The following is a 20,168-nucleotide window of genomic DNA, read 5'->3' on the forward strand; positions in this document are numbered from 1 at the left end:
TCGTTTCCAGGCCCGGGTAACGCTACGCGCCGAGCACCGGAGATCAATCCTCAGCCGGCGGTTCCATCGTCAAACGGCGGGCTTGGGTGGGTTGCGGTCCCAGCCCTGCCGGCCTTTGCGGGCAAGCGACCACATCTGCATGCCACGCTCGATCTCCACCGCCGCCGCCCACGGGACCGCCGGGGCGAGCTCGAGCGTGGCGCTGTTCTTGATCCGCCGGGCCAGCTGGGGGTCCGCGGCGGCCTTGGCCACGAGCCGGGTGGCGGCGGCCAGCATGGTGTGCGGTTCGGCGAGGTCCCAGGCGAGGCCGCGACGCACCGCCTCGGCGCCGGACAGCGCGGTGCCCAGGGCGCCGAGCGCGATGGCGTGCTGGTATCCGGCCGCGCGGCCGAGCAGGGACAGGTGCCCACCGCCCGGATGGATGCCGCGCGCCACGAACCCGCCGTCGAGCACCGCGTCCGGGGTGACGAGCATCAGGTCGGTGGCCAGGGCGAGGTTGAGCCCGGCCCCGACCGCGCCACCCGTCACCAGGGACACGCTGGGCACCGGCAACTGCCCGATCTGGACGAACGCGCCGTAGACGGCGGAGGTCCGCTCGACCGACTCCGGCGCGGCCGGGTCCGTGGAGGAGACGGCCAGGTCGCGGGTGTCGGCGCCGCTGCAGAAGTAGCCGCCCACGGAGTCGACGAGTACGGCGCCGATGGTGTCGTCGTCGTGCACGAGCGCGCAGAAGTCCCCGATGAGCGCCGCCATCTCCAGCGTGATGGCGTTCTTCCGCCGGGGGTTGTTCAGGGTCAGCCGGGCGATCCCGTCCTGAACGGTGGTGATGGCCAGTGGTTCCTCGGTCAAGACGCTGCTCCTGTCTACGTGATCGGCTGCCGTCCGTCGCCGGATCTCCGCATCAGGTCGGCGCACCTGCGCCGCCGGCGGAGCTCGGTGCCGGTTGTTCATCCGGCATTCACCATTCGGACAACGGGCGGCGCGATCGACTTCTCCGTGACATCGTTGGGTCGGCTTGTGTAAAGCGTCCCACGTTGGAGGCAATGTCCCATGCCCTCACCTGTTTCCCGTCGTTCCTTCCTCGGCCACGCCGCCGCGGGCAGCCTCGGCATCGCGTTCACCGGCAGCCTCGAGGCGATCTCCGGGCCTCCGGCCTTCGCCGCCGCGCGGCCCGCGGCCGGCTACGGCCCGCTGGTCGCCGATCCGGCCGGGGTGCTGTCCCTGCCCGCCGGGTTCTCGTACCGGGTCGTCGCCCAGGCGGGAGTCACGCTGCTGGAGAGCGGCGAGCCGACCCCGAGCGACCCCGACGGCACCGCGAGCTTCCCGCACGGCAGGGGTGCCACGCTGGTCAACAACCACGAGATCGGCGGCAGCGAGCCGTACCGGGTGCCCGCGCTGCCCGGCCTGACCTACGACCCGGGGGCCGGCGGCGGCACCACGAACATCGACGTGGACGCGCGGGGCGAGCGGATCCGCGAGTACGTCAGCCTGGCCGGCACACACAACAACTGCGCCGGCGGCAAGACCCCCTGGAGCACCTGGCTGACCTGTGAGGAGACCGAGCAGCGGGCCGGCGGGGCCTTCCAGAAGGACCACGGGTACGTGTTCGAGGTCGACCCGTTCGACCGCGAGGCCAACCAGGACCCGGTGCCGCTGAAGTTCCTGGGCCGCTACTCGCATGAGGCCGTCGCGGTCGATCCGGACACGTCGGCGATCTACCTGACCGAGGACGCCGGCGGCCCGAACGGGCTGTACTACCGCTGGACGCCGCCGAGGAAGTTCCGCGGCGGCAAGGGCGCGCTGCGCGCGCTGGCGCTGTCCGAGGGCGGCGACACCGCGGGCAAGCTGGAGGCGATGAGCTGCTACCAGGACGACAAGCACATCGCCGACCTGTCGGAGGCGACGGCGCCCGGCACGCGGTTCAAGGTCCGCTGGGTCGAGGTGCCCGATCCTGACGCGAAGACCACGTCGATACGCAAGCAGTTCACCGACGACCAGATCACCCGCAGCCGCAAGCTGGAGGGCGCCTGGTGGGGCGACGGCGGCGCGTACTTCGTGGCCAGCTACGCCCGCCACACCGACGGCAGCGTGAACGAGCACGACGGCCAGGTGTGGTTCTACGATCCGCGCAGCGAGACGGTCACGCTCAAGGTGCTCTTCGGCGTCAACCCCGACCCTGCCCAGGACAAGGACTTCGACGGCCCCGACAACATCACGGTCTCGCCGTACGGCGGGGTGATCCTCGCCGAGGACGGCGAGGGCATCCAGCACCTGGTGGGCGTCACCGATCGGGGCCGGTCGTACCAGCTCGCGCGCAACGAACTCAACGACAGCGAGTTCGCCGGCCCGACCTTCAGCGCCGACGGCAGCATCCTGTTCGCCTGCATCCAGTCGCCGGGGTACGTCTTCGCCATCACCGGTCCCTGGAAGAGCCGCGACAAGGACGGTGACTGAGGAACCCCGCTGCCCCCGGTACACGGCCGCCCGTGTACCGGGGGCGCCCCCGCGTCACCCGGTGAAGCGGATGGTGGCGCCCTGGTCGGTGATGGACGGCACACGGAAGTCGAGCTTGTTGATGCCCCCAGAAAAGCCCTCTGTGGCGGAGACGGTGCTGCCCCCGCTCCACACGACGACGACGTCCTGGCCGGCGTAGTCGCTCCACTCCTTGGCGACGTGGACCCAGCGGTCGAGGCCGAACTTCTTGGCGACGCGGAACTTCACCGGCTTCGTGAAGGTGAACTTGCACTTCCCGTCGTAACACGCGCGCAGGTTCGGCTTGGCCGCGGCCGCGGCCGGAGTGGCGGCGAGGGCCGGCGTCACGACCAGGGCGGCGGCGAGGGTCAGGGCGGTGATGGCCTTCCGGTGCATGGTCTGCCTTTCTTCGACTGCTACGCGTAGATCGGCGCAGGGATGCGGCTTTTCTACCGGCTATCGGCCGGGAGGGGTCCCGGGGCCGGGTCCGCGCATGATCGGATAAGCTCTCCGCCCGACCATGAAGGGGAGCCGATGGCGGTGGACCGCGAGCGGAGCGTGGTGTTCGGAGGGGCGGTCGAGCAGTACGAGTCGGCCAGACCCGGCTATCCCGCCCAGCTCATCACCGACGTGCTGGACTACGCGCCACCGGGCCCGGTCCATCTCCGCCTACCGGATCCTGGACCCGGACGCCCGCGAGGAGCTGATGCGGGAGATCGCCGCCCTGCTGGGCGACGGCGTGGATCTGACCTTCACCACCGACCTCACCCTGGCCCGCAGAGCACGCTGATCCCGCTGAGGCTCAGGCTGCACCGGAGGATCGGTACCGCCACCGGATGAGACGCAGGGTGCCGGCGCCCGCGAAGTACACGATCAAGGCCACGATGGGCAGGCCGGAGAGAGCGTGACCTCGCGGGCCGGTCACCGCGAGGGTGAGCAGCCCCGCCACCACGCCGGCGATGCCGAGGACGGTGAGAGCACCAGCCGTCGCCCCGGCCGTCGCTCCCGGCCCGGGGCGGGGACCGGCCCGCCGCTCGACGGGACCGAACACCATGACCAGCACGCCGAGGATCAGGGCCAGGGCGGCGAGCCAGGGCAGGCGCAGCAGCAGCCACGTGGGCGTCCCCGGAGGCGGGGCCGGCAGCAGCCCGGTCGGGTACAGGGCCAGCGCGCCGAGCACGACTGCGGTCATGTGCCACAGGAACAGCGTCATGACGACCGAGTTGACCGCCACGACGACGGTCCAGGGACGCGGCCGCCGCAGCCACCGGCCGGCCGGGCCGTGCAGCGACAGCGCCAGCCCGGTCTGCGTCGCGGCCAGCGCCAGCAGCGCCAGCGTGGGTGGAGAGGTGTTCTGGATCCCCTCCCCCGGGATCCCGACCATGCTGATCGGATAAGGGCCCACCACCGTGAGCCCGACCAGAGCCACCAGCCCCGAGAACGCCAGCGGCAACCCGGCACGGGGCCGGGCGGGCAGACGCCCGTCCTGCCAGGCGAAGCCCAGCTGATGCACGGCCAGCCAGGCGAGCAGGAAGTTGCCGTCCCCCAGGGCGGGAGCCCGCAGCACCAGCCGGGCCACGTCGCCGAGGCCGACCAGCACGGTCAGCACGATCGGCACGGCCAGGCCGTAGCGGCGGTGCAGGGCGTACATGAGCGGGGTGAGGGCCACCACGGCCACATAGGCCACCAGGAACCACAGCGGGATCCCGGCCACCCACACCGCGATGCCGATCAGGCCCGGATCGGCGCCGAGGGCCTGCGCCGCCAGGGCCGAGGCCGCCAGCACGGCCAGCAGCACGGTGGTGGGCCGGATGAGCCGGTCGGTACGGCGCAGCGTCCAGCAGGTGGCGTCGCCGCCCCTGGCGCGGTGGGCGGCGAGAGAGGCGGCGTTGGCGTACCCGCCGACCAGGAAGAAGACCGGCATGACCTGGAACAGCCAGGTCAGCGGGCGCGTCCACGGCACGAGCTCCAGCACGCTGCCGCCGCGCGGGCCCCCGTCGTAGCTCACGTGCACCACCAGCCAGTGGCCGACGACCACGGCCGTGATCGCGATGGCACGGAGCAGGTCGACAGTGCGGTCCCGATGCGCCGGCGTACGCTCGACCAGCCGCCGCATCCTTCGCCCCCGTGACTAGCTCGACTTCCCCGGACCCAGTACCCGGGAGGAGCCGACCTATCACCCAACGCCCGCGCGGGGACGGTGAACGGGGCGAAGCCGGTGGTCTGCCAGGTGTGGCCGGGCTCGGCCTCGTCCAAGGCCGGGCCGGCGATCAGCCGCCGGTGGACTCGCGGGCCACGACCGAGAAGCGGCTGACGAACTCGCGCACCGCCACCTGCTTCTGCTTGCCCTTGCGGGCCAGCCGGCTGACCAGGAGGTCGACGGCCGTGCCGGCCATGAGGGGGTGGTCGGGGTCGATCGACGACAGGGAGGGCACGGAGTAGGCGCCTTCGGCGATGTTGTCGAAGCCGATGACCTTCACCTGGTCGGGCACGCGCACCCCCCGGTCGGCCAGCCCGCGCAGCACGCCGATCGCCACCGTGTCGGTCACGCAGAACACGCCGTCGAAGTCCGCCCCGCCGTCGGCCAGGCGCCGCGCCGCGGTGGCTCCGCCCGCCATCGTGAACTGCTCGGTCGGGGCGACGAGCCGCGGGTCCAAGGCGAGGCCGGCCTCTTCGAGCGCCTGGCGGTAGCCGGTGTAGCGCAGGCTGGAGACGTTGACCTCGTCGCCCTGGGCGCCGCCGTCGATGAGCGCGATGCGGCGGCAGCCCCGCTCGATCAGGTGGGCGGTGGCGGCGCGGGCGCCTTCGACATTGGGCATGGCCACGTGGTCCACGGGCCCGTCGAAGATGCGCTCCCCCAGGATGACGATCGGGTAGTCCACCTTGAGCAGGTCGGTGTCGGCGGGGCCGAGCCCGACGGTGCTGAGGATGAGCCCGTCGTAGAGCCGGTTGCGCGACAGGGCGAGCGCGTCGAGCTCGCCCTCACGCGAGGCGCCGGTCTGCTCGATCGCCACCTTGAGGTTGTGCCGGGCCGCCGCGATGATGATCTCGGCGGCCAGCTGCCCGTAGTAGGGCCGGTCGACCTCGGGCACGGCCAGCCCGATGGTGCCGGTCCGCCCGGTACGCAGGTTGCGCGCGGCCACGTTGACCCGGTAGTCGAGGTCGGCGATGGCCCGCAGCACGCGCTCGCGCGTCTCGCTCTTGACGTGCGGATGGTCGTTGATGACGTGGGAAACGGTCATGGCCGAGACTCCGGCGGCTCTCGCCACGTCCTGTATCGTCACCACCCCGACATCCTTTCACGGCCTCAGCCCTTGACACTGCCCTGCAGGAGCCCGTTGACGATGTGACGCTGCATCGCGATGAAGAAGATCACGACGGGGATCAGCACTATCACGCTGAGCGTCATGAACGCCGGCCAGTCCACCGAGTACTCCCCGACGGCCTTGTAGACCTGCAGGACCAGGGTCTGCTTGTCGGGCGAGCTGATGAACACGTTCGGCGTGATGAAGTCGTTCCAGATCCACATGGTCTGGAACACGCCGACCGTGATGAGGATCGGCCGGATGAGCGGCAGCACGATCCGCCAGTAGATCTGCCACGGCCCCGCACCGTCGATGCGCGCCGCCTCGAAGATCGAGATCGGCAGCGACCGCAGGTAACCCTGGATGAGGAAGTAGCAGAAGATCGACCCGGCCGCGTACAGGAAGATGAGCCCTTCGAGGCTGTCCACCAGCCGCAGTCCCACGAGGAGCCGGTAGACCGGGATCAGCGTGGCCTGCCCCGGCACCAGGAACGCGATCACGAGCAGCACGCCGGCGACCCGGTTGACCAGGGTCTTGCGCAGCAGCATCGCGTACGCCGCCATCGACCCGATGACCAGCATGATCACGATGGAGACGGCGGTGACGTACAGCGTGTTGAGGAACGACTGCAGGATCGGCGTGTTCTCGAACACCCGCACGTAGTTGTCGAGATACAGGCTCGTCGGCGGCGCGAGCGGCGAGGCCGACGTCTCCTGCCGCGTCTTGAACGTGTTGACGACGATGTAGTAGAACGGCACGCCCACCACGGCGGCGGCCAGGATCATCGCGAGGCTGAGCAGCGGCCTCCTCATGACAGGCGCCCTTCGACCCGGCGTGACACGATCAGCTGGACGGCCACGATCGCGCCCACGACCAGCATGAAGACCACCGCGAGCGCCGACGCCTGCCCGAACTTGGCCTGCGCGATGCCGCTCTGGATGATCGACTGGGTGATGGTGAACGTGGCGTACCCCGGCCCGCCCTTGGTGAGGGTGTAGGGCAGGTCGTAGACCTTCAGGCCGCCGGTCATCAGCAGCAGCGTGCTGACGGTGACGGCGGGCGCGAGCAGCGGCAGCGTGATCCGGAAGAACGCCTGCCGGGGCGAGGCGCCGTCCACCCGCGCGGCCTCGTAGTAGTCGCCGGGGATCGACTGCAGGTACGCGAGGTAGAGAATCGCGTGCCAGCCGGTGGACGACCAGACGGCCACCATGATGACCGACAGCTGAGCCAGGGCGCCGTTCGACAACCACGGCACGGGTCCGAGGCCGCCGATCGCGTCGAGGGTCCAGTTGATCGCGCCCGAGCCGAGCGGCGACAGGATGAACCCCCACACCAGGCCGAGGATCGCGATGCTCGGGATGGCGGGGAAGAAGAAGACGGCCCGCACCACGTTCCGGCCGAAGAAGCGCTTGTTGAGCAGCACCGCCAGCGGGATCGCCAGCGCCGTGACGATCACCGTGGTGCCGATCGCGAACACCAGCGTGAACCCCAGGCCGGCCAGCATGGAGGGGTCGGTGAAGATCTTGCGGTAGTTCTCCAGCCCGACGAAGTTGACGTCCAGCGAGTAGCCGTTGAAGTCGGTCACGCTGAAGTAGAGCGACTGCGCCAGCGGGATCGCGAACAGCACCGCGAACACGATCCCGATCGGCACCAGGAACGCCTGCAGTCGCAGCCCCTCGAGCGCCTTCGGCGAGGTGAGCCAGGACAGGGCGCCCGTCAGCGCGGGCGCCCTTCTGTCGAGCGCGGTCATGTCAGCCCTGCGCCAGCCGGTTGTCCAGCGCGGCGGCCACGTCCGCCGGCTTGGCCTGGCCCTGCACCATCAGCTGGAGCTGGGCGACGGCCTCGGTGTTGAGCGCGTCCTGGACCCGCGGCCAGGCGACCTGCGGCAGGTAGAAGTTGCCGTCCTTGAGCGCCTGGAGGTTGGGCTCAAGCGCCTTGTCGATCACGGGGGTGACGTCGGATGTGGTGGTCATGGCGGCCGTCTTCTTGTTGAACAGCGTGACGCCCTCCTTGCTGCCGAGATACGTCAGGAACGCCTCGGCCTCCTTCTCGTGCTCGGTCTTGGCGTTGATGGCCCAGCCGGGCGAGGCGGCGCCGCTCCAGAACGGCTTGCCGTCGGGAGTGGGCACCCCGGCGAAGACCATGTTCATCTTCGGCGCCTTCTCCCGCAGCGAGGTCACGTCCCACGGGCCCGCGGGGATCATCGCGACGCGGCCGTTGGCGAACTCGTCCACGATCTGCTCGCCTTTCAGGCTGACCACGTCCTTGCCCAGCACGCCGCTGGTGAACAGCTGGTTGAAGGTCGTCAGCGGCCCGTTCCACAGGTCGCCGAACTTCTTCTTGCCCGCGAAGATCTGGGCGTCCACGTCGCCGCCCTGGCGCGCGTTCTCATGGCCGACCAGGGCCGCGGCGGTGAGCGGCATGCCCATCAGCGACTCGTAGTACGGCGTGATGCCCGCCGACTTGAGCTTCTGGCACAGCGCGATGAAGTCGTCCCACTTCGTGGGGAACTCGGTGACGCCCGCCTTGGCGAGGAGGTCCTTGTTGTAGAGGATGCCGGCGGACCACGACGAGATCGACATGCCGTAGGCCTTGCCGTCCACGGACCAGGTCTCGGTGTTGAACTTGGACATGTTCGCCATGAACGGCTTACCGGTCAGGTCCTTGACGAAGCCGCCCTGAACGAGGTTGGTCTTGTTCTCCGCGGCGATCACGAACACGTCCGCCCCGGTGCCCGAGACGAGCCTGGTCTGCAGCGCCGCGATGTACTCGGCCACGGGCGGGGCGTGCGAGAACTCGACGTCGATGCTGGGGTTCTGCTTCTCGAAGGCCTCGATGAGCGGCTTCATCGTCTCCTCGCTCTCCCAGGAGAAGAAGCTCAGCTTGGTCTTGCCGCCGCCGTCGCCGCTTCCCGATCCGCATCCGGTGGCTGCGGCCAGGAGGACGACCGCGGCCGCCGTGGCGACTTTCCAGCGAGGGGACATTTTCTGGAGAGGGGACATCTCTCACCTCTTCGGTGCTCTTACCGTGGGGGGATGGGTGCGCGGATGAGGGCCCGCGCGGGACTGACCGGTTCGAGATCGCCGTCTTCACGGTGGTCACGCGGCGTTTATCGATACAAGTTTTTATCGATACAAATCGGGCGGTGTCAAGAACGTGTTACCGGACCTTCACCCCGCCTGTGAGCGGCTCGTTACCCGTGCGAGGTCGCGCGCAGCACGGCCACGCCCGCGGGTGGCAGGGTGACGGCGTCGACGTCCTCACCCGAGAGCGCGTCGGTCCACTCGCCGCCGAGGGTGATGTCGTGCTTGTCGCCGGTGTGGTTCAGCAGGATCAGGAAGCGACGGCCGGCTCCGGCGCGCACGCTCGCCTGAACCCCCCGGGGCAGGCCCTCGACGACGGGGGTCACCCCCGCTTCGGCGAGCGCCCGCGCGAGCACCGCCCGCATGGTGGGCTCGTCGAGCCGGGTGGAGAGGTAACGTGCGGTTCCCTCGCCGTACTCGTGCCGGGTCACGGCCGGGCGGCCGGCCCAGTCGGGGGCGTCGAAGACGAGCTCGGGCTCGGCCCCGGTGAGCCGCAGATCCTCGCGCCACAGGTCGGCCACCCCCTCGAGGTCCGGGAACGTCCCGCACCCCCGCACGGCGAACGTCTCCTGCTCGGCCGCCGGGCAGAACTCCTCGACCCGCACGCCGAGGACCTCTCGCAGCGGCGCGGGGTATCCGCCGAGGTGGACCCGGTCGTGCTCGTCGACGATCCCGCTGAAGAAGGAGACGACCAGCGCGCCGCCATGGGAGACGTACGACGAGACGCGCCGCGCGTCCTCGCTCGACAGGAGGTACAGGTTCGGCACGACGACGAGCGCGTAGCCGGTGAGGTCGGCCGACGGCGGCACCACGTCCACGCCGGCGCCGAGGTCGAACAGGGGACCGTAGTGGTCGAGCAGGCGGTCCTGCTGGCGCACGCCGTCCGACGGATGGGAGTCGAGCTCGAGCGCCCACCAGCTGTTCCAGTCGAGCAGGATCGCCACCTGGTTGCGGACCCGCGTGCCGGGCAGGTCGGGAACCGAGGCCAGTTCCCGGCCGAGCGCCGCGATCTCGCGGTAGACCCTGCTGTCGGCCCCCGCGTGCGGCACCATGCCCGAGTGGAACTTCTCGGCACCGCCGCGTGACTGCCGCCACTGGAAGTACAGGATCGCGTCGGCGCCCTGCGCGACCGCCTGCCAGCTCCACAGCCGCATCCGGCCCGGCTGCTTGATCGCGTTTCTGGCCCGCCAGTTGACCGCGCTCGGCGCCTGCTCCATCAGGATCCACGGGTCCCCTCCCCCGGCGCCGCGCATCGTGTCGAACACCAGGCCGGGGAAGAGATGCGGCCGCTCGTCGTGCGGGTCGGGGTAGCAGTCGACCGCCACGACGTCCATCTCCGGCGCCCAGCCGAAGACGTCCACGGCCTTGAGACCGGCCAGGAAGTTCGTGGTGATCGGCACCTCGGGGGTGACGCGCCGCAGGATGTCCGCCTCCAGGCCGAAGCAGCCGCGCAGCGCCTCGTCGCTGAAGCGCGTGTAGTCGAGCTGCTGGGCCGGGTTGGGATACGTCGGCGCGACGCGGGGCGGCTGGATGTGCTCGAAGGACGCGTAGCGCTGCGACCAGAAGTCGGTCGACCAGGCGTCGTTCAGCGCCTCGATGTCGTCGCCGTACCGCTCCCGCAGCCAGCGGCGGAAATCGGCCGCCGACACCTCGCAGTAGCAGGCGGGGATGTGGCAGCCGTACTCGTTGCCGATGTGCCACAGCCCCAGGGCCGGATGGCCGCGGTAGTGCTCGGCCAGCCGCTCCACCAGCAGCGCGGCCCGTTCCCTGTAGACCGGGCTGGACGGGCAGAAGTGCTGCCGCCCGCCGGGGCCCAGCACGGTGCCGTCCGCGGTGACCGGCAGGATCTCGGGGTGCTCGTAGGCGAGCCACGGCGGCGGCGACGCCGTCATGGTGGCGAGGTCGGCGGTGATCCCGTGCGCGTGCAGGTCATCCAGGACCTGGTCGAAGAGGGAGAAGTCGTACGCTCCACGGGCCGGCTCCACGCGGGCCCAGCCGAAGACCCCGACGGTGACGAGGTTCACCCGGGCCTCGGCCATGAGGCGCATGTCCTCGGCTCTGGTCTCGGCCGGCCACTGCTCGGGGTTGTAGTCGCCGCCGAAGGCCACGCCGCCGAGCCGGCGCCAGAGCCGTTGGACCGGCATGTCATCACGAGGTACGGCCTTCATCGTCGGCGCGGCGGCTCCGGCAGGCGAAGGCGCCGCTCCTCCCTTCTTTTGGTCGCGAGGGTCACAGGGGGTCACGGGCGGGGTGGCGGTGCGGCGGTGCTCTGCCTGACGATCAGCTCAGGGGTGACGTACGCGGTGGTGGAAGGTGCGGGGCCGCCCTCGATCTGGTCGATCATGAGCGACACGATCCGCTCCGCCACCACGTCGAAGTTCTGCCGGACGGTGGTGAGCGGCGGGGAAAGGTAGGCCGACTCGTCGAGGTCGTCGAACCCGGCGATGCTGACGTCATCCGGGATGCGGCGGCCCGCCTCGACCATCGCGCGCATCACGCCGAGGGCCATCTGGTCGTTGGCGGCGAAGACGGCCGTCACGCCGGACCGCCGGGCCAGGACGCGGCCCGCCTCGTATCCGCTGGCGGCGCTCCAGTCGCCGAACACCACCCCGGGGACCGCGGCCCCCGCCTCCTTGAGCGTCGCGTGCCAGGACTCCGTCCTGCGCTTGGCGGCATAGGAGTCCTCGGGCCCGGCGACGTGCCAGACCGTTTCGTGGCCGAGGTCGAGCAGGTGGCGGGTGACGAGCCGGGCGCCGAGGGTCTGGTCGGTGTCGACCATGGGATGGCGGTGGCTGACGTCGCCGTCGGCCATCACGACCGGCACGCCCGGCGGCAGGCGGAGCGCCGGCGTGTCGAGGATCTGCGCCTCGATGAGCACGATGCCGTCGACCGCCTGCATCGTGAGCTGGTCGAACGCCTTGTGCACGGCCAGCTCGGTCTGCGACTCGATGGCGATCATGTTCACGGTGTAGCCGGCCCGCTGCGCCGCTCTCGTGACGGCGTCGACGGTGCGGGCGTTGCCGAAGCTGGAGAGCCCGAAGCTGATCAGGCCCAGAGCCCGGAACTGGCCGGTGACCAGGGCCCGCGCAGCGGTGTTGGGCCGGTATCCGAGCATGCGCATGGCGGACAGGACGCGCTGGCGGGTCTCCTCCTCCACGTTGCTCCGGTTGTTGACCACCCGGGAGACGGTCTGGCTGGAGACCCCGGCCAGCGCGGCGACATCGGCCATGGACGGCCGCCTGCGCGTGCGCCGCCCCGGCGGCGTTTCCTGTGTCGCCCCGTCCACTGTCACCTCTGATCGTCCGATGCTCTGGGCCGATGTTTACGTAAACATGCTCCACTAGTCAATGCAGACCTCCAAACGGGACGAAATCGCCATGGATGTTAACCGAGGGTTTACCTGTTGACATGATCCGGCGGCCGGTTCAGACTACGGGACTACCTTCTCTATGTTTACGTAAACATTCGATCATCGTGACCGCGGCGGCGAGCAGGCGCAGGTGGGCCTGCGTTTCCCGCGACCGCCCAGGCCCCGACAAGGAGAGTTCAGTGCCAGTCTTCGTGGCAGCGCGAACATCGCACAGGAGCACGGGATGACCGTGCAGGCCGCCGGAGCCCGGCGTCCCGGCCTCACCTGGCCGTTCCTGCGCCTGCGCGTCGCCGGCTACGCCTTCTTCCTGCCGTTCTTCGTGGTCTTCCTGGTCACGGTGGTCGCGCCGCTGGCATACGCCATCTACCTCAGCTTCTTCCAGGACCGCCTGATCGGCGGCACGGTCTTCGCCGGCCTGGCCAACTACACCCGCGCCATCGGCGACGCGCTGTTCGGAGCCGGGCTGCTCCGCGTGGCGCTCTTCCTGGTCGTGCAGGTGCCGATCATGCTGCTCCTCGCCCTGGGATGCGCGCTCGCCATCGACAGCGGCCGGCTGCGCTGGCCGGCCATGTTCCGCATCACGATCTTCATGCCGTACGCGGTGCCGGCCGTGGTGGCGGCCCTCATGTGGGGCTACATGTACGGCGACCAGTTCGGCCTGGCCGGGCAGATCGGCGACGCGCTCGGCGTCGCACTCCCCGACCTGCTGTCGCGCTCCTGGATGATGAGCTCCATCGGCAACATGGTGACCTGGGAGTACGTCGGCTACAACATGATCATCCTGTACGCCGCGCTGCGGGCCATACCCGAGGAGCTCTACGAGGCCGCCGAGATCGACGGAGCGGGAGCCATCCGCACCGCGTGGAGCATCAAGCTGCCCGCCCTGCGCCCCGCGCTCCTCGTGGCCACGATCTTCTCGATCATCGGCAGCTTCCAGCTCTTCAACGAGCCGAACATCGTCCAGAAGCTGGCACCCGCGGTGATCACGACGAGCTACACGCCCAACATGTACGCCTACAACCTCGCGTTCAACGGCCAGCAGATCAACTACTCGGCCGCCGTCGCCGTGGTGCTCGGCCTCGTCACCGTCGTCGTGGCGTACGCGGTGCAGCTCATCACGGCGAGAAGGGAGAAGACGCTGTGACGGCCGTCGCGGAGGCGAGCCCCGCCGTAGACGCCCACCGGTCCCGCTCGGCCAGGCGCCGCCGGGGCAAGAGCCCCACCCTCACCGTGATCATGCTGGTGATGTTCGCGTACGCGGTCCTGCCGCTGTTCTGGCTGCTGGCCAACGCCAGCAAGAGCGGCGCGGACCTGTTCTCGACCTTCGGGCTGTGGTTCGGCGGGGACTTCCATCTGTTCGCCAACATCGGCGACACCCTGAGCTATCAGAACGGCATCTTCCTGCGCTGGTTCGGCAACACCGTGCTCTACTCCGTGGTGGGCGCGGGCGGTGCCGCCCTGCTGGCCACCATCGGCGGGTACGCCCTGGCGAAGTACGACTTCCCCGGCCGCAAGGCGCTGTTCGCGATGGTGCTCGGCGGGATCTCCATCCCTGGCACGGCCCTCGCGGTGCCGACATACCTGCTGTTCAGCCGCATCGGGATCGTCGACACCCCGTGGGCGGTGCTCATCCCGGCGCTGTGCAGCCCGTTCGGCCTCTACCTGATGCGGGTCTACGCGGCCGACGCGGTGCCCGACTCGATCCTGGAGTCGGCCCGCATCGACGGGGCGGGCGAGTTCCGGATCTTCCGGACCATCGCGCTGCGGCTGCTCGCCCCGGGCTTCGTCACCGTCCTGCTCTTCTCGCTGGTCGCGACGTGGAACAACTACTTCCTGCCGCTGATCGTGCTGAACACGCCGGACTGGTTCCCGCTCACCGTCGGGCTCAACCAGTGGAACGCCCAGGCCAACAGCGGCACCTCCGGCGCCGGTGACGCCACCTACCAGCTCATCCTGACCGGCAGCCTGCTGTCCATCGTGCCGCTGATCGTCGCCTTCCTGGTGCTTCAGCGGTTCTGGCAGTCGGGTCTGGCCACCGGAAGCGTCAAGCAGTAACCCCTGTGAGTGAGGAAACACCATGAGATCATTTGTGAGGACCGCCGGGGTCGCCGCGGCCCTGTCGGTGGCCCTGGCCGCGTGCGGCGGCGGCTCCGGCGGGAGCGGGGGCGCGAGTGCCCCGGCAGCCGCCCCGAGCAAGTCGGCGGCCGTGCAGGACGCGCTGAGCAAGCCGGCCGAGCTGACATTCTGGTCGTGGGTCACGGGGATCGAGAAGACCGTCGCCCGCTTCCAGGCGAAATATCCGAACATCAAGATCAACCTGGTGAACGCGGGCCAGTCCGCCGACCAGTACACCAAGCTGCAGACCGCGATCAAGGCAGGGTCCGGCGCGCCCGACGTGGCGCAGATCGAGTATTTCGCGCTGCCCCAGTTCGCGCTCTCCAAGCAGGTCGTGAACCTGGCCGACTACGGCGCCGGCGCGCTCAAGGACAAGTTCGCCGCGTCGGCGTGGGCCCAGGTGGCGGTCAACGGCGGCGTCTACGGCATCCCGCAGGACACCGGCCCGATGGCGATGTTCTACCGCAAGGACATCTTCGACAAGCTGAAGATCGAGCCGCCGAAGACGTGGGCGGAGTTCGTCGAGGCGGCCAAGAAGATCAAGGCCGACAACCCGGACAACTTCATCACCACGATCGACCCCGGGGACGCCGGCGGGGTGGACAGCATGATCTGGCAGGCGGGCGGCACGCCGTTCAAGACCTCGGGCGAGAGCTCGGTCAGCGTCACGCTCGGCTCCGACCCCGGCGTCAAGCAGTGGGTCAGCACGTGGAACACGCTGCTCGGCGAGAAGCTGGTCGACCCGCAGCCCGGCTGGACGGACGACTGGTGGAAGGGCATGGGCTCCGGGAAGTACGCGACCTGGCTGACCGGCGCCTGGGCCCCGAACGGCATCGTGAACTCCATCCCCAAGACGAAGGGCAAGTGGGCGGTCGCCCCGATGCCCCAGTTCGACGCGGCCAAGCCGATGAACGCCGAGAACGGCGGCTCCTCGGTCGCGGTCATCCCGCAGAGCAAGAACATCCCGGCCGCCGTCGCCTTCGCGGAGTGGCTCAACTCCGACCCGGAGGCCGTCAAGTCGCTGAACACCGAGGCCGGGCTGTTCCCCGCCACGAAGGTGCTGCTCGACGACCCGGCGTTCCGTGACGCGCCGCTGGAGTTCTTCGGCGGGCAGAAGATCAACCAGGTGCTGGGCGACGCCTCGACCGCCGTCCGCCCCGGCTGGCAGTACCTCCCGTTCCAGGTGTACGCCAACAGCATCTTCAAGGACACCGTGGGCCAGGCCATCGACGGCGGCGGTGACCTGGCCGCGGCGCTGAAGTCCTGGCAGGACCGCATCACCGCCTTCGGCACCGAGCAGGGCTTCACCGTCAGCGGCGGCTGACCGCCGAGGCTCCGGCCCCGGTTGACGCCAACCGGGGCCGGAGCCGGAACGGGACCGTCAGCGCTTCATGAGCGCGAACACGCCCCAGCCGACCAACGGCCGCTCGTACCTGACGTAGCGCAGCGGCTCGGTCGCCAGCTCGGCCCGGAACTCGGGGGCGAGCTCGTCGTCGCCGGGGTTGGCGTCCAGCCAGGTGCGGACGTTCAGCCACTGGGCGGCGCGGTAACGGTCCCAGCTGTCCTCGTCGGCCAGGACCATCTCGACGACGTCGTAGCCGAGACCGTGGAAGAGCTCGATGAGCCCGGGCAGCGTGTTGTGGTCGTCACGAGACCGGACGCGGCAGGCTTCGACGGCTTCCTGGCTGGGCGGCTCGGCACGCCAGAAGGGCTCGCCGATCAGCATCATGCCGCCAGGACGCAGGCTGCGTTCCAGCAGCGCGACGGTCCCGGCGACGCCCTGGCCGATCCAGGTCGCCCCCACGCACGCCGCCACATCGACGGGCTCGGCCGCCACGTGGGTGGCGGCGTTTCCGTGCACGAACGTCACCCGATCGGCAACGCCGAGCTCGGCGGCCCGCTCGCGTGCGGCGGCCAGGAAGACCGTGCTGATGTCCACACCGGTGCCGGCGATGCCGTGGTCGCGGGACCACGTGGCCAGCATCTCGCCCTTGCCGCAGCACAGATCGAGCACGGACGCGCCCTTGCGCAGCCCGATCGCGGCGCCCAGGGTGGCGAGCTTGTCCGAGGTGAACGGGTTGAGAATCCGGTGGCTGCTCTCCCGGATGGTGATGCTACGTGGCAGATCCAAGGTAAGGAGTCCTTACGCGTGATGACGGGTTTACCGAAGTGGGCTGGTAGCGAACGCCGTCGACACGCATTAAATGCAACTCCTCCGTCACGAGATGATGATCGGCACGACCCTAGCCATGGCCCGGGTGCGGGACAACCGAATTTCGCGCGCGTTCCGGCGTCAGGCGCACACATCCCGATAGGGCACATCCGCGAGATACCGGCTCCACTCGGCGGGCGAGAGCGTGCGAGCGGCCCGCGCGCACACCTTCCCGGCCACGAGCGCGTCCCCGACGGGCACCTCGTGCACGCTGTTGCCCTTCGTGCCGACGTACAGGACGCTCCCCGTCGGCGCTGAAGGCCATGGACGAGGGATCGAACTCCCCCACCCGGTACGAGCTGCCGAGCCTGCGCCTGGCCTGGACGTCCCAGAACTCGAGCACGCCCTCGTCGGTTGCCGTGGCGAGCGTGCTGCCGTCCGGCGAGAAGACCGTGCGGGCGATGGTGCCGGCGGCCCGGGGCAGGGCGGGACCCAGCGCGGTCGGGCCCTTGACGTCCCACAGGCGGATCCGGTGGGCGGCGGACTCGTGGACGGCCATGAGCCCGTCGCGGCTGACGGCCACCGCGTTGGTGGCGCCGAACCCGGAGCCGACGGCCTTGCCGGTCGTCAGGTCGACGAGCCTGCCGTCGGCCGAGACGAACACCTGCTGTCCCGGAAGAAAGGGCCCGATCGTCAGCCGGGTCTGGTACGAGGCCGCCACACGGCCGTCGGCGGCCTCCAGCACCACCTGGTTCATCACCGGGGTCTGCCCCAGGACCAGAGTGATGGCGACCCTGCGCCCATCGGGGGTGAAGGAGGCCTGCGTCGGCTGGTATTCGCCGTCCCCCACCCGCTTGGACCAGAGCTTCTTCATCGTCGCGAGGTCCCACAGCGTGATCGTGCGGTTGATGTCGGCGGTGACCAGCCTGGTGCCGGCGTCGTCGACGGCGTCGGCGACCTCGTCCTCGCCGACGGGTATGCGGCCCGCCTCCTTGCGGGTCCGCAGGTCGAACACGCTCAGCGCGGGGCCGTCCGTCCTGGACACCGCCCAGTGGCCGTCGCGGCTGAGCTCCGGAGGGCCGGGCAGGGGGACGGCCGGGGTGCGGGGCTGGAGGTCCACGCTGATGACGGCGTCGTCGATGAGGTAACGCAGTGTCCTGCCGTCGGGGTCGAAGCGGACGTCGCCGAGATCGCCCTCGGCGCGGTAGCGCAGGATGTCCGTCTGGTCGCCGATCCGCAGGACCTCGAGATCGCGGCCGTGGAAGCCGGCGAGGTAGCGGCCGTCGGCGCTGAACCTGAGCTGTGCGGAGTCGTGGCAGAGATCGCAGTTCAGCACCTCCTTCAGCTTGTGCTCGTGCCCGGTGACGGCGTCCAGGAGCACGATGTCGCCGGCGACGTCGACGCAGGCCAGGGTCTTGCCGTCCGGACTGTAGGCGGCCAGCACGTGAGACTTGACGCAGGCCGGGAAGGGGCGTTCGGCGGTCCAGCCGGGCAGGGCGAGCTGGTCGAAGCGGCGGCCGGGCAGCAGCAGGTGCCTGCCGGTCGGGTCGACGAGCGGCGCGGGGGTCTGCGCGTATTCCCGGCCGTCGTAGACGGGCCGGCCGAACCGCTCGCCGGTGGTCACGTCGATGAGGAAGGGGACCTCGTCGGCGAGGGTGACCACGAGCGTCGTCTCGTGCTCGCCGAACACGACGCTGAAGCCGCCGTTCCCGGTCGCCGGGAGAGCCGTCCTCACCAGCGTCCTACCGGTCTTCAGGTCCCATACGCCGAGCTCGTCCGTGGTGGTCCGGGCGAGCAGGCGACCGCTGCGGCTCAGCGCGGGGTTCTGGAGGGCCGTCCCCTTCAAGGTCATCTTGGGCCAGCTCGCCGTCCGCCTGTGGGCGCGCACGTCGTACACGTTGACGCCGCCCTCGCTGACGCTGACCAGCGTGCGCCCGTCGCGGCTCAGCACCCGCCGGCCCACCCCCTTGACCGGCGGATCGCGGAAGACGGCCGTCTCCCGCTGTTGGAGCGAGCCCATCAGGCTGGAGCGCGCCTCCGGCTGCGGCGACACCCGGAAGGCGGCCACGCTGAGCAGCATCGCGAGGGTCGGATCGGCCGTGCGCAGGCGGTCGGCCTCGGCCGCGACCTGCTTGGCGGTCAGGATGTCGAGCCGCTCGGCGGCCTGCTGCCGCTGCCACACGGCCAGCCCGCCCGCCGCCAGCGCCACCACCAGCAGCCCCGCCAGCGCCGTGGTGATCAGTCTCCGGCGCCGGCCGCGCTTCCTGGTCAGCTCGGTGCCCGCGCGCAGGAAGTCGCGTTCGAACGGGGTCAGCGTCAGATGCCTGCGGCCGGTCGCCGCCCAGCTCAGCGCCTCCTCCAGCCGGGTGCCCTGCAGCACGTCGCCGTCGCGCCGCCCGTGCTCGTCCCAGTGCCGCGCCGCCGCGTTGAGCTGGCTGAGCACGGCCAGCCCGGCGCGGTCGGCGTCCACCCACATGCGCAGGCGGGGCCAGGCCCGCAGCAGGCCGGGGCGCGACAGGGCCACCGAGTCGTCCTTGACGGCGACCACGTACGAGAAGGCCTCCAGGATGCGCCGGACGGCCGCCGCCTCCCGTTCTGGACGGCCGCCGAACAGCTCCTCGGGGGCGGCCCGGCGCAGCGTCTCCTGCCCGTCGGCGGTCACCGCGACCAGCCGCAGGAACACCTCGGCCGCCAGGTCGCGCTCCTCCGGACCGAGCGCGCCGTAGGCGTCCTCGGCGATCGTGCCCAGCGCGGGATCGCCCTGGTCGGGCACCCGCACCCCCTCGGCGCTGCGGCTTCCGGCCGCCAGCAGCCCGCGCGTGTCGGATCCGTCGCCGCTGACCAGCGCGAGCAGCAGGTCGCGTGCGGTGGGCCGCGCCGACGGCTCCTTCTCCATCGCGGCGTCGGCCAGCGTGGCCAGCCGGGGCGGCAGAGCGCTCAGGTCCGGATGGTGGGTCAGCACGCGGTGCATGACGCCGCCCAGGTTCTCACCGCCGAACGGGTCGCGCCCGGTGGCCGCGAACACCATGATCGCGCCCCATGCGAACACGTCTGCCGCCGCCCCGGCCCGCTGCCCGGTCAGCACCTCGGGCGCCATGTAGCTGGGGGTGCCCGCCAGCTCGCCGGTCCTGGTCAGCGACATCTCCAGCGTCCTGGCGATGCCGAAGTCGATCACCCGCGGCCCGTCCGGGCCGAGCAGCACGTTGTCCGGCTTGAGGTCACGGTGGACCACGCCCGCCTCGTGGATCGCGGTGAGCGCCGTGGCCACCGCCGTCGCCAGCCGGTGCAGGTCGTCGCCGGTGAAGCGCCGGCCGTCCCGTACGGCCTCGCGCAGGCTCGGGCCTGGCACGTACTCCGAGACCAGGTACGGCTTGCCGCCGTCGAGCTCGGCCGCCAGCAAACGAGCGGTGCAGAACGAGGCGACCCGCCCCGCCGCGGCCGCCTCCTTGGCGAGGCGCCCGCGATCGCCCGGCGCGTGCAGCACCTTGACCGCCACCCGCCGGCCCTCGGGATCGTAGGCGTCGTACACGACGCCCTGCCCTCCCGAGCCCAGCCGCCCCGCCAGCCAGTAGTCCCCGATGCGCTGCGGATCTCCCGCGGCCAACGCCTCCACGGCGGATTAGATGCGCCCGCCTCCGCCAAAGTTGCCGCTCCCACGATCAGAGCGCGCG

At 70.5% G+C, this 20,168-nt stretch carries 16 protein-coding genes; 5 read left to right on the forward strand and 11 right to left on the reverse strand.

Features of this window, described 5'->3' with window-relative positions; translation table 11 throughout:
* Positions 1–69: 69 nt before the first annotated feature.
* Positions 70–849 (reverse strand): enoyl-CoA hydratase-related protein, encoded by a 780-nt coding sequence (locus ABN273_RS41540; protein ID WP_349454908.1) that lies wholly within the window; start codon positions 847–849, stop codon positions 70–72.
* 201 nt (positions 850–1,050) lie between these two features.
* Between ABN273_RS41540 and ABN273_RS41545 the strand changes: the two genes are divergently transcribed.
* Positions 1,051–2,454: an alkaline phosphatase PhoX gene (locus ABN273_RS41545; protein WP_349454909.1), complete on the forward strand. Its 1,404-nt coding sequence runs from the start codon at positions 1,051–1,053 to the stop codon at positions 2,452–2,454.
* Between the two features lie 54 nt (positions 2,455–2,508).
* Here the strand turns inward: ABN273_RS41545 and ABN273_RS41550 are convergent, their stop codons facing one another.
* Complete coding sequence (locus ABN273_RS41550) at positions 2,509–2,868, reverse strand: hypothetical protein (RefSeq protein WP_349454910.1); 360 nt, start codon at positions 2,866–2,868, stop codon at positions 2,509–2,511.
* Positions 2,869–2,992: 124 nt separating this feature from the next.
* On the opposite strand from ABN273_RS41550, the gene ABN273_RS41555 reads away from it, so the two are divergent.
* Entirely contained in the window at positions 2,993–3,262 is a 270-nt protein-coding gene (locus ABN273_RS41555) for a hypothetical protein (protein WP_349454912.1), read from the forward strand.
* A gap of 12 nt (positions 3,263–3,274) precedes the next feature.
* On the opposite strand, the gene ABN273_RS41560 is transcribed toward ABN273_RS41555, so the two are convergent.
* The 7 genes from ABN273_RS41560 to ABN273_RS41590 form a co-directional block, all read right to left on the reverse strand.
* Complete coding sequence (locus ABN273_RS41560) at positions 3,275–4,588, reverse strand: acyltransferase family protein (RefSeq protein WP_349454913.1); 1,314 nt, start codon at positions 4,586–4,588, stop codon at positions 3,275–3,277.
* A gap of 154 nt (positions 4,589–4,742) precedes the next feature.
* Positions 4,743–5,756, reverse strand: coding sequence for a LacI family DNA-binding transcriptional regulator (locus ABN273_RS41565; RefSeq protein WP_349454914.1), 1,014 nt, complete (start codon positions 5,754–5,756; stop codon positions 4,743–4,745).
* 23 nt (positions 5,757–5,779) lie between these two features.
* Entirely contained in the window at positions 5,780–6,589 is an 810-nt protein-coding gene (locus ABN273_RS41570) for a carbohydrate ABC transporter permease (protein WP_349454915.1), read from the reverse strand.
* Positions 6,586–7,527 carry a carbohydrate ABC transporter permease gene (locus ABN273_RS41575; protein WP_349454916.1) on the reverse strand — a complete coding sequence of 314 codons (942 nt, stop codon included), beginning with the start codon at positions 7,525–7,527 and terminating at the stop codon, positions 6,586–6,588. Before ABN273_RS41575 ends, ABN273_RS41570 begins: the two co-directional genes overlap by 4 nt.
* Position 7,528: 1 nt before the next feature.
* A complete protein-coding gene (locus ABN273_RS41580; protein WP_349454917.1) occupies positions 7,529–8,761 on the reverse strand; it encodes an ABC transporter substrate-binding protein in 1,233 nt (410 codons plus the stop codon).
* A 209-nt stretch (positions 8,762–8,970) separates the two neighbouring features.
* Positions 8,971–11,004 (reverse strand): beta-galactosidase, encoded by a 2,034-nt coding sequence (locus ABN273_RS41585; RefSeq protein ID WP_349454919.1) that lies wholly within the window; start codon positions 11,002–11,004, stop codon positions 8,971–8,973.
* A 95-nt stretch (positions 11,005–11,099) separates the two neighbouring features.
* A complete protein-coding gene (locus ABN273_RS41590) occupies positions 11,100–12,089 on the reverse strand; it encodes a LacI family DNA-binding transcriptional regulator (RefSeq protein WP_349454921.1) in 990 nt (329 codons plus the stop codon).
* A gap of 364 nt (positions 12,090–12,453) precedes the next feature.
* On the opposite strand from ABN273_RS41590, the gene ABN273_RS41595 reads away from it, so the two are divergent.
* From ABN273_RS41595 to ABN273_RS41605, 3 genes are read left to right on the forward strand one after another with little or no spacing between them, the layout of a single operon-like run.
* Complete coding sequence (locus ABN273_RS41595; protein WP_349454922.1) at positions 12,454–13,374, forward strand: carbohydrate ABC transporter permease; 921 nt, start codon at positions 12,454–12,456, stop codon at positions 13,372–13,374.
* Complete coding sequence (locus ABN273_RS41600; RefSeq protein WP_349454923.1) at positions 13,371–14,285, forward strand: carbohydrate ABC transporter permease; 915 nt, start codon at positions 13,371–13,373, stop codon at positions 14,283–14,285. The genes ABN273_RS41595 and ABN273_RS41600 overlap by 4 nt, the downstream gene beginning before the upstream one ends.
* A gap of 22 nt (positions 14,286–14,307) precedes the next feature.
* Positions 14,308–15,669, forward strand: coding sequence for an ABC transporter substrate-binding protein (locus ABN273_RS41605; protein ID WP_349454925.1), 1,362 nt, complete (start codon positions 14,308–14,310; stop codon positions 15,667–15,669).
* Positions 15,670–15,726: 57 nt separating this feature from the next.
* Here ABN273_RS41605 and ABN273_RS41610 read toward each other — a convergent pair whose 3' ends face one another.
* Complete coding sequence (locus ABN273_RS41610; RefSeq protein WP_349454926.1) at positions 15,727–16,476, reverse strand: SAM-dependent methyltransferase; 750 nt, start codon at positions 16,474–16,476, stop codon at positions 15,727–15,729.
* Positions 16,477–16,588: 112 nt separating this feature from the next.
* Entirely contained in the window at positions 16,589–20,110 is a 3,522-nt protein-coding gene (locus tag ABN273_RS41615) for a protein kinase domain-containing protein (RefSeq protein ID WP_349454927.1), read from the reverse strand.
* Between the last annotated feature and the right edge of the window lie 58 nt (positions 20,111–20,168).

Origin of the sequence: Nonomuraea sp. B19D2 (genome assembly GCF_040137845.1) — a bacterium.
Classification (GTDB): domain Bacteria; phylum Actinomycetota; class Actinomycetes; order Streptosporangiales; family Streptosporangiaceae; genus Nonomuraea.

Bases quoted from the DNA above. Each gene is read 5' to 3' on its own strand.
- ABN273_RS41545 (WP_349454909.1), top strand. From the start codon at position 1,051: ATGCCCTCACCTGTTTCCCGTCGTTCCTTCCTCGGCCACGCCGCCGCG.
- ABN273_RS41550 (WP_349454910.1), bottom strand. From the start codon at position 2,868: ATGCACCGGAAGGCCATCACCGCCCTGACCCTCGCCGCCGCCCTGGTC.
- ABN273_RS41555 (WP_349454912.1), top strand. From the start codon at position 2,993: ATGAAGGGGAGCCGATGGCGGTGGACCGCGAGCGGAGCGTGGTGTTCG.
- ABN273_RS41560 (WP_349454913.1), bottom strand. From the start codon at position 4,588: ATGCGGCGGCTGGTCGAGCGTACGCCGGCGCATCGGGACCGCACTGTC.
- ABN273_RS41570 (WP_349454915.1), bottom strand. From the start codon at position 6,589: ATGAGGAGGCCGCTGCTCAGCCTCGCGATGATCCTGGCCGCCGCCGTG.
- ABN273_RS41575 (WP_349454916.1), bottom strand. From the start codon at position 7,527: ATGACCGCGCTCGACAGAAGGGCGCCCGCGCTGACGGGCGCCCTGTCC.
- ABN273_RS41580 (WP_349454917.1), bottom strand. From the start codon at position 8,761: ATGTCCCCTCGCTGGAAAGTCGCCACGGCGGCCGCGGTCGTCCTCCTG.
- ABN273_RS41585 (WP_349454919.1), bottom strand. From the start codon at position 11,004: ATGCCGGTCCAACGGCTCTGGCGCCGGCTCGGCGGCGTGGCCTTCGGC.
- ABN273_RS41590 (WP_349454921.1), bottom strand. From the start codon at position 12,089: ATGGCCGATGTCGCCGCGCTGGCCGGGGTCTCCAGCCAGACCGTCTCC.
- ABN273_RS41595 (WP_349454922.1), top strand. From the start codon at position 12,454: ATGACCGTGCAGGCCGCCGGAGCCCGGCGTCCCGGCCTCACCTGGCCG.
- ABN273_RS41605 (WP_349454925.1), top strand. From the start codon at position 14,308: ATGAGATCATTTGTGAGGACCGCCGGGGTCGCCGCGGCCCTGTCGGTG.